Genomic DNA, 14,309 nt, shown 5'->3' on the forward strand with positions numbered 1-14,309 from the left:
GCTGTCTGGAGGGCCTGATCATAGCGCAGGGCCTCATGGTCGTTGAAATCTTCGTAGCCAGCGGCGACACCGAACACCCGCTGACGAACCAGAGTGTCGAGCTTATGACGAAGCTGTTCCGGTGCGCGGGGATCATGAAGCACGGTGGCCAAGCGGCGTGTCAGGCGATGGTGTTTATCGACTTCACGAAGCAGGAGTAATCCGGCGTCCGACGTGATGTGGCCCCCGGAGAAGTCGGCTTCAATTTGGCGGCGTGAGAGTGGCGAGAAGGTCAGCTTTTCAGGTACCATTTTGGAAGCGGCTGTTGGTGCTTGATGGATTGGTTAGGTTCTTGAAATCATAGCACTTTCAGCCGCTTTCTTTTATACCCTGTGAGAAATCCAGGCTAGGAGTTTTCCCTATGACCATTCAACGCCACGATACAAAAGCCCGCATGAGCCGTGCGGTGATTCACCAGGGCGTGGCCTATTTGTGCGGCCAAGTGGCTGGCCCGGAGGCCCGCGAGGGCGACATTACTGCCCAAACGGAAAGCATGCTGGCGCGGGTGGATGCGCTACTGAAAGAGATTGGTTCAAGCCGTGAGCAGCTGCTTAGCGCGACGATCTACCTGAAAGAGGGCAGTGACTTTGCCGCTATGAACGGGGTATGGGATGCCTGGATGCCCGCAGGCTACGCACCGGCGCGCACCTGCGTCTGCGCGCCCATGCCCGCCGATGAGCTTAAAGTGGAAATTACGGTGACTGCCGCAGTGAGCTAACTGCTTTCTATTCGCTACTCACCATTCACCCTTCACTATTTTCCATTCACTTGCTATTTATCATTCACTTACCGGGCTTTTCTACCGGAAAGCGGGTGTCGCGCAGGCTGTCTTTGATTTTCTTGAGGTGGGGTAAGAAGTCTTCACCACGCCTCAAGGTTACCCCAGTGGCCAGCGCATCAATCAGCGTTAATTGAATTACCCGCGAGGTCATCGGCATGTAGTGGTCGGTGTCTTCGGGGGTAGCGACATCCAGGGTGGCGGTGCATTCGTTGGCCAGTGGCGAGTTTGGCGCGGTTATACCAAGAACGACGGCCCCTGCATCCCTCGCCAAACGGGCGATATCCACCAGCTCCCGGGTGCGCCCGGTGTAGGAGATAATCACCACCACATCCCCCGTATGGCAAGCGGCGGCGACCATACGCTGCATCAGCACATCAATGTAGGCCATCACCGGCAGGTTGAAGCGGAAGAACTTGTGCTGGGCATCCTGGGCCACCGCGCCAGAGGCACCCAAGCCAAAAATATGGATCTGCTTGGCCTGGGTAAGGTAGTCGACCATGCGCTCGACAGCACCCATATCGATGTCGCGCTGGGCTTCATCGAGGGCGGCGATGGTGGCGCCAAAGATTTTGTGGGTGTACTGGGTGGCGGAGTCGCCAGGCTCCACTGCACGGGTCACATAGGGTGTGCCGCCAGCTAAGCTCTGGGCCAATTTGATTTTAAAATCGGGATACCCCTTGGCGCCAAAGTTACGGCAAAACCGGTTAACCGTGGGTTCGCTGACGCTAGCTGCCTGGGCCAGGCTGGCAATGCTTAGGCTGGTGGCGACCGTTGGGTCTTCAAGAATTACATTGGCGACTTTACGCTCCGATCGGTTGAGTTCTTCTAAACGTTCGCGTAAGCGGTCAAGTAAGTCATGAGCCATTAACGGTCTCCGTGTCGTGTATGGAAAGCAGCAAATTTCCTATGCTTACAAAAGTTTTCCCACGAGTTTCAGTAAGCTGTTGCAAATGCTCAGGGCAGTTTCTGCTGTGCTTACGTGGGCTTTGTAGATAATTCCAACGTAGAGCGTATGTGAAATATATCATAAGGGCATTGTGAAAATTTGTTATTAGCAAACGATCATCAGTTCTTAAGCTTTAACCGACTCCTAACAATTTCATTAACCAGCGCCGATAAGGTGGATAAAGCAAGTGGCTCGAGGTGCGTTTTGATTGATAAAAAACGCTGCGTAAGTGGCTAAAACGCTCAAAGCCGTGACGGCCATGGTAGGCGCCCATGCCACTCTCGCCGACGCCGCCAAAGGGCAGTGAAGGAACGGCGTGATGAAGAAGCGTGGCATTAAACACCAGTGCGCCAGAGCGTGTCGTTTGCAGCAACTGCTGCTGTAAGCCCTTATCATGTGTGAAGGCATACAGTGCCAGCGGGTGAGGGCGGGCATTCACATAACGTATTGCGGCCGACATATCGCTAATGCCAATTACCGGTAGGCAGCGGCCAAAAATCTCTTCGCGCATCACCTGTAGCCCCTGGTGGGGGTCGATAATCAGCGCTGGGGCATGAGTGCCGTGATCGATGACTCTGCAGCCGTGGTCTTGGGCTTCTTGCAGCATGGCATCTAGCCGCTGCTGGTGGGCCGCGTTAATCGCGTGGGTGGCCGCATGATCGTCGGGGCGCTGCCGTTGAATAGCCTCGCTCAACGCTTTAACCAAGGCATTAATATGGCGGCTCTCAACCAGCACGTAGTCGGGGGCGATACAGGTTTGCCCGCCGTTCATGCCTTTTCCAAAAATAATATCTGCTGCCGCTTTGTCGAAATCCGCATCGCCTGCCACGATGGCGGGCGACTTGCCGCCCAGTTCAAGCGTCGTTGGGGTCAAATTCGCCGCGGCTGCTTGGGCCACTTGCCGACCTACCGCGCTGGAGCCGGTGAACACTAGGTGATCGAACGGCAAACTGCTAAAACGACGCGCCACCTCTACATCGCCTTCTACTACCTTGAGTTCTTCAGGGGTGAAGTATTGCGGCACCAGTCGCTGCAGTAGGGCGCTGGTAGCGGGGGAGTGCTCGCTGGGTTTAAGCATCACCACATTGCCCGCAGCAAATGCATCCACTATCGGCATTAGCGCCAAACTCCAGGGGTAATTCCAGGGTGACATCACGCCGACAACGCCCAGCGGCTGCGGCGCGATGCGTGCCCGGGCAGGCATCAATCGCCACGGCATGCTGACCGACCAAGGGCGCATCCAGCGCCATAGATGCAGTCTGGCATGGCGAATGGCGTGGAGCACCGCGCTGATTTCAGCCATGCGTATTTCCACCTCACTGCGCTGACCAAAATCCGTTTGAATCGCGCGGATAATCTCAAGCTGGTGATGCTTGGTCATACGCGCGAGGCGGGCCAGCCGGTCACGACGCACCGTTAGCGTCGGGTAGGGCATTTGATCGACAGCGTGGCGCTGCGTTTGAAAGTCACCCGTCATATCGCGCGTCATGGACTCTCCTCATATGCCGTTACCGGCGTGGCGTTAACGTTAAATACTGCAGTTCAATAGCCGTATCTGCTTTCGTTGGCATAGCCCGATGGCATAGCTCGTTGATTTAGCCAGTTGATTTAGACATCGGTGTAGATGGTTAGTGTAAACGGTTTATATAAACAGTTAGTGTAAAGTGACCTTTTAGCCCCCACACGTTCGGGAAGGTGCTATGCCGTTACCCCCACTATCGATCACCATTCTACCCACCATTGAGGCCATTACGGCAAGCCAGTGGGATTCACTGGTCGATAATGATCAACCCTTTTTGCGTCACGCGTTTTTACACGCCCTGGAGGCAAGCGGCTCGGTCAGTGAGGCCACGGGCTGGGAACCATGCCATCTGAGTGTATGGCAAGGCGAGCAGTTGGTAGCGGCGCTGCCGATGTACCGCAAGTACCACTCTTACGGTGAGTATGTGTTTGATTGGGGTTGGGCGGAAGCGCTAGAGCGTGCCGGTGGTCGCTACTATCCAAAAGCCCTCAGTGCGGTACCTTTTACGCCAGTGCCTGGCGCGCGCACGTTAATCGCCAAGAATGTCGATGCCCGCGCCGTCCGTGGGCTGCTGGCCGACGCCTGGCGCGAGCAGTGTGAAAGTCTCGGTCTGTCTAGCTGGCACTTGCTATTTGCCGACGAGGCCGATGTCACCGCCTGGCAGGCGCAGTGTCCTGAGCTTATTACGCGTGAAGGCGTACAGTTTCAGTGGCGTGATCGCGGCTTCGGCGATTTTGAGGGCTTTCTAGCCAGCATGACATCGAAACGGCGCAAGATGATCAAGCGCGAGCGTCGCTTGGTCGCCGAGCAGGGGCTACAGGTAGCGCACCTTGAGGGTGATGCAATTACATCAGCGGACATGGTGCATTTCTATCGCTGCTATGCAATTACCTACCATGAGCGCGGCAGGCCGCCTTACTTAAACTATGACTTTTTTGAGCGCCTGCGCCAAACCATGCCAGAGGCGCTGGTGCTGGTGCAGGCTTACGTTGAAGGGCGCCCGGTGGCAGCAGCGCTCTATTTTCGTGGCAGTAGCACGCTCTATGGGCGCTACTGGGGGAGTGAAGTCGTCGCCGATTGCCTGCATTTTGAGGCATGTTACTACCAGGGTATCGAGTACTGTTTGCAGCGCGGCTTAACGCTGTTTGATCCGGGCACCCAGGGCGAGCACAAGCTGGTACGCGGGTTTGCGCCCCAGCGTGTGCGTTCGCTGCACTATATTAGCCACCCTGGGCTTGCCGCAGGTGTTGCCCAGTTTTGTCATGAAGAGGGCGAGCATGTCAGCGCCTACCGCGATGCGGCCCATCAAGCGCTGCCATTTAAGTAGTTATTTAAGCTGTCATTATAACGACGTGCGGCTCGCTGGTGCTGCCCCTTAATGGCATAATGCGCGCCGATAAGCACTCTTTAGTGTATCAACGCCGCTTTTGATCAAACCAGGGCTTTGAATAAAATCCAGCCGATATTTCCAAGGAGTGCCGTGATGCGTAAATGGTTAGTGATGACATTGCTCGCTGTCTTGGCGCTGCTTCAGTACGAGCTGTGGTTAGGCAACGGTGGCTGGCACGATTTGCAGCAAGTGGAGCAGCGGGTCGCGGTGCAAGAGGCGGCCAATGTGCCCATGCGCGAGCGCAATGCGCGGCTGGCGGCCGAAGTGACGGATTTAAAAAACGGTTTAGACGCTATTGAGGAGCGGGCACGTAGCGATATGGGCATGGTGCGCACCGACGAGCAGTTCTTCTGGGTGCCTGGTGTAGCGATTGAGAAGGAGCTTATCGGTATTAATGCAGGTCTGGTCGCTCCCCAGGAGCCGCCACAGTGAGCCAAACCTGGTTAATTGTGCCCGCGGCGGGTCAAGGGCGCCGTATGGGGGCCGATAAGCCCAAACAGTACTTAACCTTGGCCGATGAGCAGCCGGTGTTGGCGCATACTTTGGCACGCCTTCATAGCGCCTTTCCTAGCGCTCGCTTGGTGCTCTGTTTAGATGCCGACGACCGCTGGTTCTCGCCCCGCTGGGTGCCTTTTACTGTCTGGCAGCGCGTGACCGGGGGCGATGAGCGAATGGACAGCGTTTTAAATGCCCTGCACGCGATGACTGCCGATGATAATGACGTAGTGATGGTGCATGATGTGGCTCGCCCCTGTATCACTGTGGATGATCTTCAGGCGCTGTATCAGGCCGCCGCGACGCACCCCGCAGGCGCGCTTTTGGCGATGCCGGTGGCGGATACCATGAAGCGTGCCGATGATCAGTGCCAAAGCGCGCGAACCGAACCGCGGGATGACTTGTGGCACGCGCTAACGCCTCAAGGGTTTCGCTATGCGCTACTGCGGCGAGCCTTAGAAACCGCCCGCCAGCAGCGAACCCTGGTAACCGATGAAGCCTCGGCGGTTGAAGCCTTGGGCGAATGCCCACAGTTGGTAAGCGGGCGGCGCGACAACCTGAAAATTACCCACCCGGATGACTTAGCGCTGGCAGCCGCGATTATGGCGGCACAAACCGCTAACACGCCTGACAGGCTTTAATCACTAGGAGCTTATAATGCGTATCGGCCACGGATTCGATGTACACCGCTTCGGCCCCGGCGATCATTTGATGATCGGCGGCGTTAAGCTGCCGTTTGAACACGGCTTTGTGGCCCACTCCGACGGCGATGTGCTGCTTCACGCGATTAGTGATGCACTGTTGGGCGCCTGTGCGCTGGGCGATATTGGCCGCCACTTCCCCGATACTGACCCGGCGTGGGCGGGGGCTGATAGTCGCGAGCTGCTGCGTCATGTAGTCACGCTGACTCAAGGTCAAGGCTATGGGGTGGTCAATATCGACGCCACGCTAATGGCTCAAGCACCTAAAATGGCACCGCATATCGAGGCAATGCGAGAAGTCATTGCTGCCGATCTAGGCGTCGCGCTTGGTCAAGTCAACGTTAAAGCCACCACCACCGAACGATTAGGTTTCACCGGGCGCGGTGAAGGTATCGCCGCGGAGGCGGTGGTACTGCTTAACCGTGCTGAGGCGCTTAATGATTAATATGCCTGAGTGGCAGCGCTGTCTCGATGCTCAATTTGGCTCTCCCAAACCGGGCCAGTACCGTGCCCAGCCGGAAGATTTTTGGGTCGATGAGCAGCTGGATTTCAGCCCTGAAGCACACGGGGAACATTTGTGGCTGCGAGTTGAAAAGCGCAATCAAACCACGTTAGATGTCGTCAATACATTAAGTCGGCTTTGTGGCGTAACGCCCCGTGATATTGGTTACTCCGGCATGAAAGACCGCATTGCCGTCACGCGCCAGTGGCTGAGCGTGCATCTGCCCGGCCGCGACGCGCCCACGGAGCTTGAGCAGTCGCTTAATGCGCTGGGGATCACTGTCGTTGAGCAGGCGCGCCACCCACGTAAGCTGAAGCGTGGCGTTCACCGCACTAACCGTTTTGTATTACGCCTTAGCGGTGAGGCCATTGAAAGCGAAGATTTTGTCAGCCGCTGGGAAGCCCTTTGTCAGCATGGCGTGCCTAACTATTTTGGCCCCCAGCGCTTTGGGCCCGAAGGACGTAATCTTCAGCGTGCCGAAGCATTACTTAACCGAGGTTGGCGAAAACGCGACGATCGCCAGGGTATGATGCTCTCCACTGCGCGCAGTTTTTTGTTTAACGAACTGCTCAGCGCGCGCATTGCGGATGGCACCTGGTCGCAGCCGCTGGCGGGAGACACGTTGATGCTGGACGGCACCCAAAGTGTGTTTCGTATCGACGCCTCCGACCATACGCTTCAGGCCCGCGCCGCTGAACTGGATGTGCATCCCACTGGGGTGCTTTGGGGCGTTGGTGAAGCTGACCAGGGCGACGCCGCTGGCTATGAAGCCCGTTTGCTGGAGCACTACCCTGGGCTATGCAGTGGCTTACAACGCAGCGGAGTAAAGCAGGCACGCCGTGCACTTCGTATGCGGCTGCTGGAACCCCAGTATGCTTGGGAGTCAGGTGCTGCCCGGCTTTCGTTTTCGCTGCCGCGGGGCAGTTTTGCCACCGCCGTGCTGGGTGAGCTGATGTTAGCGAACTGATTTAGCTATTAGATTTGAGATTAGCATACAGAAAAGTTAGTAAAAGAGAGGGATATGAGCGGCCGCGTTTCGTGCATATGCTTTTGCGCTCACGTCTCTTGTGGCTATCACTCTTGGCTTACGACTCTTGTGCTTATAACTTTTGTGTTTAAGAACAGGGAGACCCACTATGCGGCGACTGCTGCTTTCCAATGATGATGGTGTGTACGCACCCGGACTGCGTGCGCTGCACGATGCGCTGTTGGCCCATGCCAATATTCGCGTAGTGGCGCCTGATCGAGACCGCAGTGGTGCTAGCAACTCGCTTACTCTGTCACGGCCTCTCTCGTTGACGCCTCTGGATAACGGCTTTTATAGCGTCGATGGTACTCCCGCGGACTGCGTTTATTTGGGCGTTCACGGCGTATGGGATGAAAAACCCGATTTAGTCATCTCCGGCATCAATCACGGCAGTAATCTGGGCGATGACGTGCTCTATTCAGGCACTGTCGCGGCGGCGATGGAGGGGCGTAATTTAGGTATGACGGCGATTGCCATGTCGCTGTGTGGCGAGCGTCATTTCGCCACCGCTGCCAGGGTCGCTGCCACCTTGATTGGTGCTGCTGATCAGCTCTCTCTGCCGCCGAGAACGCTGCTGAATGTCAATGTGCCCGATGTGCCCTGGGAGGAGGTTAAAGGCGTAAAAGTGACTCGCTTAGGCTATCGTGGGCCAGCCGAGAAACCGTTAGCGGTAAAAGACCCGCGGGGGCGTACGCGCTACTGGATTGCGCCGGTAGCGGCCAATGCCGATGACGGTGATGATACCGATTTTGCTGCCGTCGAGGCGGGCTATGTGTCGATTACTCCCTTACAAACAGACCTAACGCGGCACCCCGCGCTTAACGATGTGCAGGAATGGTTGGATGTTTTTGCCTGATATCTCTCCAGGAGAGCTGCGCGGTCGCGGCATGACCTCCCAGCGTACTCGTGACCGCATGGTCGAGCGCCTCATGCAGCAGGGCATCAGCGATGCCCGGGTGCTGGAAGTCATGGCCAGAGAGCCGCGTCATCTATTTGTTGATGAAGCGCTGGCCCATCGCGCTTACGAAGATACCGCGCTACCGATTGGCTTTAGCCAAACGCTGTCGCAGCCGTTCATCGTGGCGCGCATGACGGAGCTTGTGTTGCGCGCCGAGCCGCGCAGGGTATTGGAACTGGGGACAGGGTCTGGCTATCAGACGTTAATACTGTCGCGCTTGGTCGAAGAGCTCTACTCCATTGAGCGCATCAGTGCGCTACACGAGCGTGCGGCGGAGCGGTTAAGACGGCTAGCAGCACCTGCCAGACTGGCGGTGGCGGACGGCGGCTATGGTTGGCCAGACGTTGCGCCGTTTGACGTTATTTTGCTAACCGCCTGTGCCCAGACGCTACCCACACCGCTACTAGAGCAATTGAGCCACGACGGGGTGCTGATTGCTCCGTTGGAAGAGCCCGATGGCAACCAGTGGCTTACTCAAGTAAAGCGCATTGGCAGTGCCTTTGAAAAACGTCGGCTTGAGCCCGTGCGTTTTGTACCCTTACTGCAAGGAGTAGTGGATTGAAGCGGCAACCCTTGGGAATATTTTTACGAGGCGCAGGGATGGGCGCCGCCGACGCAGTGCCTGGCGTGTCGGGAGGAACGATTGCATTTATTAGCGGTATCTATGAAGAGCTGATCAATACGATCAAACAGTTTGGCCCCGGTGCCATCGGCGCTTGGCACCGCGGTGGCTGGCGGGCTCTTAGCAACCATTTGAATCTCGCCTTTCTGGTGCCGCTATTGGCGGGGGTTGCGGTTAGCCTGTTTAGCGTAGCGCATTTAGCGCTCTGGTTGATGGAAGCGCACCCGTTGCTGCTGGATGGCTTCTTTTTTGGCCTGGTGGCAGCCTCTGCTCTGGTGGTCGGGCAGGCGAGTAGCGGCTGGAAGCTTTGGTATCTATTGCCGCTACTGGTGGGGCTAGTGCTCGCCCAGGCGTTACCGGGCATGATGCCGCTGGTGTTATTAATTGGTAATGAAGCGCTGGTAGTCATGGTGGCAGGCTGCATCGCGATTAGCGCCATGCTGTTACCGGGCGTGTCAGGTAGCTTTCTATTGCTGACTATGGGCCTCTACGGCACCATTATGGGTGCAATTCGCAGTTTGGATCTGGGCATTATCGTGCTGTTTGGCATGGGCTGCATAGTCGGCTTAGCGCTGTTTTCACGACTTCTGTCCTGGCTGTTACGGCGTCACCATACCCCAACGATGCAACTGCTATTGGGGTTTATTGCCGGTTCGCTGCCGGTTCTCTGGCCATGGCGCGAGCTGTTACGCTACCAAATCGGGCCAGAAGGGCAAATGATTCCTCTGGAGTACCGCTATTTATTGCCCGCTGACTATGCCGTATTGACCGGCGCTTCGGCACAAGTGGCCGGTGTTGTTGCGCTAATGGCCGTGGGTGCCCTCATTGTCGTGTTACTCAACCGACATGCAGATCGTCGGCCAATCGATACCCAGCTTGGCGCTGAAAAGGAGTAGGTTTGAATGCGTAAAGGTCATATACCTAAAGTACTCATGATGTCGGCGCTGGCATTAGCCATTGCTGGCTGTGCCAGCCAGCAAGGCGGAAGCCCCCAGGTGCGCGATTTAAGCCAAGCACGCCAGGCGGTGGAAAACTCGCCCCAGTACACGGTGAAAGCGGGTGATACTCTGTATGGCATTGCTTGGCAGCACAATTTGGATTATCGCCAGCTCGCGGCAATCAATAACATTGATCCGCCCTACCAAATTCGGCCAGGGCAAACGATTGCCCTGCGTGAAGGCGCTGGGTCGGCATCAACGGCCAGTAACCAGCCCACGACGAATACCTCAAGTGGCGCAGTGGCGACCGGGCTGAGCCCACAGACGGCCTCAGTGGCCAGCGACGACCAGGAGTTGGATTGGCTACTGCCCGATGAATCCGCGATTCAACGCAACCAGCGCCTTACCGCTGAACGCAATGCAGCAGAGCAAGAGGCTGATGAATCGTCCTCAACACCTCAGCCTGAAGTCGTCGCGGCGGCTGAGCCTGAGCCCGCCGAGCAACCTGAACCACAGCCATCATCAGAACCCGAACAAGCTGAGCCACAGCAAGCGTCGGCACCGCAGCCCGAATCTGAGGCCGAATCTGAGCCCGAACCACAGCCTGAAGCAGCGTCTGCCACACAAAGTGCCAGCGTAGACCGTTCATCGCGTACCTATGCGCCCGCCGAAAACATCGACTGGCAGTGGCCTGCCGATGGTAATGTGGTCGGGGCATTTGGTCAGGGTGATAGCATCACCGCCGGGATTGATATCGCTGGTGAAAAGGGGCAACCTGTTAAAGCAGCAGGCCCCGGCATTGTGGTTTATGCGGGCAGTGGCGTCAGGGGGTACGGCAACCTCATCCTTCTCAAGCACAACGATCAGTTCCTGAGCGCGTATGCTCATAACGACAGCTTACGGGTCAGTGAAAATGACGTAGTAGAGGCTGGTGAGGTGATTGCCACAATGGGGGATAGCGATGCTGAAAACGTCAGATTACACTTTGAAGTTCGCCGTGATGGGCAGCCGCAAGATCCCATGGACTTCCTGCCTTCTCGCTAATGCACTCACCGGGAGAGTGAGCAGTCAGCGCATAACTTGGACGTTGCCCGAATCGCAGCATTCGAGCGTCATATAACAATCGTCACATAACAATATGGTGTGCGCCTTAGAACGCACCCTTTGACTTTCTAAATGGCGGGTAGGCGACAAACGAGGGGTAAGGCCATGAGTATGTTGGAGAAAGATCTACAGGAGGTTGACCTGGACGCTGCTGAGGAGGCACTTGATGATACCGATGACGATGTCACGATAGAAGAAGATGCCTTTGAGAAAGCGCTAGGGCGTGAGGATCGTCAATCGACCCAAAGCTTGGATGCGACGCAAATCTACCTCAACGAAATCGGCTTTTCGCCACTGTTAACGCCAGAAGAGGAAGTTTACTACGGCCGCTTAGCGCGTAAAGGCGACCCCTTGGGTCGCTCACGAATGATTGAATCCAACCTGCGGCTGGTAGTGAAAATTGCCCGCCGCTACCTAAACCGCGGCTTGACGTTGCTGGATTTGATCGAAGAGGGCAATTTAGGTTTGATTCGCGCGGTAGAGAAGTTTGACCCCGAACGGGGCTTTCGTTTCTCGACCTACGCCACCTGGTGGATTCGTCAAACCATTGAGCGGGCGCTGATGAACCAGACGCGGACGATCCGCTTGCCCATTCACGTGGTCAAAGAGCTCAATATTTACCTGCGTGCGGCGCGTGAATTGACTCAAAAGTTTGACCATGAAGCCACCGCCGAAGAGATCGCTGATCACCTTGATAAACCGGTCGATGTGGTCAAAAAGATGCTCGGTCTTAATGAGCGCGTATCATCTGTCGATTACCCCATGGGTGGTGAAAGTGATAAACCGCTGATCGATACATTGGCTGACGATGAAGTGCAGGGGCCTGAGGCGCGGCTAGTGGATGGCGACGTTAAAGAGCATGTGGATCTTTGGTTGGATGAGCTGAGCGAAAAACAGCGCGAAGTGGTGGTGCGCCGTTTTGGTTTGCGCGGTCACGAATCGGCCACCTTGGAAGAGGTGGGCGCCGAAATCGGTTTAACCCGCGAGCGAGTTCGCCAGATTCAGGTCGAAGCACTCAAGAAACTACGCCGTGCATTGGAAAAACAGGGCCTTTCTTTAGAGGCGCTGTTTGAAACCTGAGTGAAGCTTAGGCGAACGTAAATCGCGTTATCTCTCTAAGCCGGGCGAGCGCCAGTGAGCGCTTACTCGGCTTTTTATTGCTGGCAGTTTTATTAATAAACTTTTATTGCTAAATCAGGTAAGTGAGAAAGCACATGCGCCCCCTTGTGGCCGATATTGATCTGGACGCGCTGCGTCACAACTATCAATTGGCGTGCCGCTGCGCGCCGCAAAGCCGCTCAGTGGCAGTTATCAAAGCCGATGGGTATGGGCATGGCGCGCTGGCCTGCGCTCAGGCGCTGGAAGGCCAGGCTCCCGCGTTTGCCGTTGCCTGTATCGAAGAGGCGCTTACCCTGCGCCAGGGCGGCATTACCCAACCCATCATCCTGTTGGAAGGTATCTTCAGCGCCGACGAGCTGGAGCTGGTGGATTCCCACGGCTTCTGGATTGCGGTACACAGCCAATGGCAGGTTGATGCTTTGTTAGCCGCTTCACCTAAAAAGCCAATTCCTGTCTGGTTGAAAGTTGACTCCGGCATGCACCGCCTGGGCTTTGCCATCGACGAGGCCGCCGCTATCTGGCGTCAGCTAAGTGCCGCGCCAAGCGTGGCCTCGCTCCACCTTATGAGTCATTTTGCCAGCGCCGATTCCCGCGATAACCGCTATTTCAACCAGCAAATGACCCGGCTGCAAGGTCTTGCTAGCGAGCTAGAAGCGCCGCTGTGCCTGGCCAACTCACCGGCTACCCTGGCGTGGCCGGTGGCCCATGGTGACTGGAACCGGCCAGGTGTGATGCTCTACGGCAGCGACCCCTTGGAAGTTGCCAACGAAATCACTCAGCAACTGCAGCCGGTGATGACCCTACGCTCGGAAATAATTGCCCTGAGGGAGCTGGAAGAGGGCGAGCCCGTGGGCTATAGCGGGCGCTGGCGCGCACCGCGGCGTTCACGCATTGCCGTGGTCGCCTGCGGCTACGGTGATGGCTATGACCGTCATGCCCGCGATGGCACGCCGGTACTGGTCAACGGCCAGCGCTGTGCGATTGCCGGAAAAGTCTCCATGGATATGTTGACCGTTGATGTGACGGACGTACCCGACGCCGCGATTGGCAGCGACGTTGTATTGTGGGGCAGGGCCAGCAACGGCGAGGTGCTGTCGGTGGATGAAGTGGCCCGCTACTGCGATACCATCAGCTATACGCTGCTAACAGGGGTACTGCCTCGGGCGCCGCGGCGTTATCATGGGCGTTCTGCTTAAACGGTTGTTTGCATGTCGAAATCACGTTACCCGCGCTCATTCGCCCACCCGCGTTACTGGCCCACATGGCTGGCTATTGGTGCCATGTATATCGCTGCCTGGTTGCCTTGGCGACTAAAAATGGCCATTGGCAAAGGGCTTGGACTGCTCGCCTGGCGCTTTGCCAAACGGCGGCGCCATATTACCGCAACCAATATAGCGCTCTGTTTTCCCGAAAAGAGTCCCCAGCAACAGTATCAGCTCGTTAAAGATACCTTTATTGCCAATGGCATTGGTCTGATTGAAACCGCAACCGGCTGGTGTCGCGATGGCGAAAGCCTACGCCACCGGGTCGCTTACATCGGCGAAGAGCATATGGCCCGCGCCGAGGCCCGGCGTAAAGGCGTGATCATTGTGGGGGTTCACTTCTCTTCCCTCGATTTAGGGGGTGCCCTGCACGCGCTGTTTTTCTCTGCCGATGCGGTCTATCGACCGCATAATAACCCGCTGTTTGAGCGTTTTATGACCCGCGCCCGCGGGCGCAATTTTGGTGTTGCCCTCGACCGTTATGACTTGCGTGGCGCGGTGCGTCAGCTCAAGGATGGACGTATGGTGTGGTACTCACCGGATCAGGATTTTGGCCGCGATGTGAGCGTATTTGCGCCGCTATTTGGTCAGCAGGCCGCGACTATTCGCTTAACGGCCAAGCTTGCGCGTATGACCGGCGCGTCAGTGGTGCCGATGATGTTTCACCGCAACCCGGATAACGCCACCTATACCATTGAAAGCCTGCCTGCCCTGGAAGGTTTTCCCAGCGGCGATGAAGTTGCCGATGCCACACGAATCAACCAGTTTATTGAACTGGCCATTCGCAAGCATCCCGAGCAGTACCTCTGGCTACACCGACGTTTTAAGACTCGCCCTGAAGGCGAGCCAAGCGTTTATTAAACGGCGATAGCTCTTCCTGTCATCGCGAGCGAAGCGCGGCGA

General features: G+C 56.7%; 16 protein-coding genes. 13 read left to right on the forward strand and 3 right to left on the reverse strand.

Annotated features, from left to right (window positions below; genetic code table 11):
* Nucleotides 1-290: transposase (locus HALA3H3_RS27410; RefSeq protein ID WP_238326122.1), on the reverse strand; the 290-nt coding region annotated here is incomplete at its 3' end.
* 110 nt (nt 291-400) lie between these two features.
* On the opposite strand from HALA3H3_RS27410, the gene HALA3H3_RS14695 reads away from it, so the two are divergent.
* The gene (locus tag HALA3H3_RS14695; protein WP_022522349.1) at nt 401-757 is read left to right on the forward strand and encodes a RidA family protein; all 357 of its coding nucleotides are present in this window, start codon (nt 401-403) and stop codon (nt 755-757) included.
* Nucleotides 758-821: 64 nt separating this feature from the next.
* On the opposite strand, the gene HALA3H3_RS14700 is transcribed toward HALA3H3_RS14695, so the two are convergent.
* The gene (locus HALA3H3_RS14700; RefSeq protein WP_009287337.1) at nt 822-1,685 is read right to left on the reverse strand and encodes a MurR/RpiR family transcriptional regulator; all 864 of its coding nucleotides are present in this window, start codon (nt 1,683-1,685) and stop codon (nt 822-824) included.
* A gap of 214 nt (nt 1,686-1,899) precedes the next feature.
* Entirely contained in the window at nt 1,900-3,255 is a 1,356-nt protein-coding gene (locus HALA3H3_RS14705; RefSeq protein WP_022522350.1) for an aldehyde dehydrogenase family protein, read from the reverse strand.
* Nucleotides 3,256-3,466: 211 nt separating this feature from the next.
* Between HALA3H3_RS14705 and HALA3H3_RS14710 the strand changes: the two genes are divergently transcribed.
* The 12 genes from HALA3H3_RS14710 (at nt 3,467) to lpxL (ending at nt 14,267) form a co-directional block, all read left to right on the forward strand.
* Nucleotides 3,467-4,615: a GNAT family N-acetyltransferase gene (locus HALA3H3_RS14710; RefSeq protein WP_022522351.1), complete on the forward strand. Its 1,149-nt coding sequence runs from the start codon at nt 3,467-3,469 to the stop codon at nt 4,613-4,615.
* A 156-nt stretch (nt 4,616-4,771) separates the two neighbouring features.
* The gene (gene ftsB, locus HALA3H3_RS14715) at nt 4,772-5,110 is read left to right on the forward strand and encodes a cell division protein FtsB (RefSeq protein WP_022522352.1); all 339 of its coding nucleotides are present in this window, start codon (nt 4,772-4,774) and stop codon (nt 5,108-5,110) included.
* Nucleotides 5,107-5,814 carry a 2-C-methyl-D-erythritol 4-phosphate cytidylyltransferase gene (gene ispD, locus HALA3H3_RS14720; protein ID WP_022522353.1) on the forward strand — a complete coding sequence of 236 codons (708 nt, stop codon included), beginning with the start codon at nt 5,107-5,109 and terminating at the stop codon, nt 5,812-5,814. Before ftsB ends, ispD begins: the two co-directional genes overlap by 4 nt.
* A gap of 16 nt (nt 5,815-5,830) precedes the next feature.
* On the forward strand, nt 5,831-6,319 hold the full coding sequence (ispF, locus tag HALA3H3_RS14725) for a 2-C-methyl-D-erythritol 2,4-cyclodiphosphate synthase (RefSeq protein ID WP_022522354.1): 489 nt from the start codon (nt 5,831-5,833) through the stop codon (nt 6,317-6,319).
* Complete coding sequence (truD, locus tag HALA3H3_RS14730) at nt 6,312-7,343, forward strand: tRNA pseudouridine(13) synthase TruD (RefSeq protein ID WP_022522355.1); 1,032 nt, start codon at nt 6,312-6,314, stop codon at nt 7,341-7,343. Before ispF ends, truD begins: the two co-directional genes overlap by 8 nt.
* A gap of 169 nt (nt 7,344-7,512) precedes the next feature.
* On the forward strand, nt 7,513-8,259 hold the full coding sequence (gene surE, locus HALA3H3_RS14735; RefSeq protein WP_022522356.1) for a 5'/3'-nucleotidase SurE: 747 nt from the start codon (nt 7,513-7,515) through the stop codon (nt 8,257-8,259).
* Nucleotides 8,246-8,923 carry a protein-L-isoaspartate(D-aspartate) O-methyltransferase gene (locus tag HALA3H3_RS14740; RefSeq protein ID WP_022522357.1) on the forward strand — a complete coding sequence of 226 codons (678 nt, stop codon included), beginning with the start codon at nt 8,246-8,248 and terminating at the stop codon, nt 8,921-8,923. Before surE ends, HALA3H3_RS14740 begins: the two co-directional genes overlap by 14 nt.
* Entirely contained in the window at nt 8,920-9,879 is a 960-nt protein-coding gene (locus tag HALA3H3_RS14745) for a DUF368 domain-containing protein (protein WP_009287330.1), read from the forward strand. Before HALA3H3_RS14740 ends, HALA3H3_RS14745 begins: the two co-directional genes overlap by 4 nt.
* 6 nt (nt 9,880-9,885) lie before the next feature.
* On the forward strand, nt 9,886-10,965 hold the full coding sequence (locus HALA3H3_RS14750) for a peptidoglycan DD-metalloendopeptidase family protein (RefSeq protein ID WP_022522359.1): 1,080 nt from the start codon (nt 9,886-9,888) through the stop codon (nt 10,963-10,965).
* 165 nt (nt 10,966-11,130) lie between these two features.
* Nucleotides 11,131-12,105 carry an RNA polymerase sigma factor RpoS gene (gene rpoS / locus HALA3H3_RS14755; RefSeq protein ID WP_022522360.1) on the forward strand — a complete coding sequence of 325 codons (975 nt, stop codon included), beginning with the start codon at nt 11,131-11,133 and terminating at the stop codon, nt 12,103-12,105.
* 134 nt (nt 12,106-12,239) lie between these two features.
* Nucleotides 12,240-13,340 (forward strand): alanine racemase, encoded by a 1,101-nt coding sequence (alr, locus tag HALA3H3_RS14760; RefSeq protein ID WP_022522361.1) that lies wholly within the window; start codon nt 12,240-12,242, stop codon nt 13,338-13,340.
* Between the two features lie 12 nt (nt 13,341-13,352).
* A complete protein-coding gene (lpxL, locus tag HALA3H3_RS14765; protein ID WP_022522362.1) occupies nt 13,353-14,267 on the forward strand; it encodes an LpxL/LpxP family Kdo(2)-lipid IV(A) lauroyl/palmitoleoyl acyltransferase in 915 nt (304 codons plus the stop codon).
* The last annotated feature ends 42 nt before the right edge of the window (nt 14,268-14,309 follow it).

It is taken from the genome of Halomonas sp. A3H3 (assembly GCF_000982975.1).
GTDB classification, from domain to species: Bacteria; Pseudomonadota; Gammaproteobacteria; order Pseudomonadales; family Halomonadaceae; genus Vreelandella; species Vreelandella titanicae.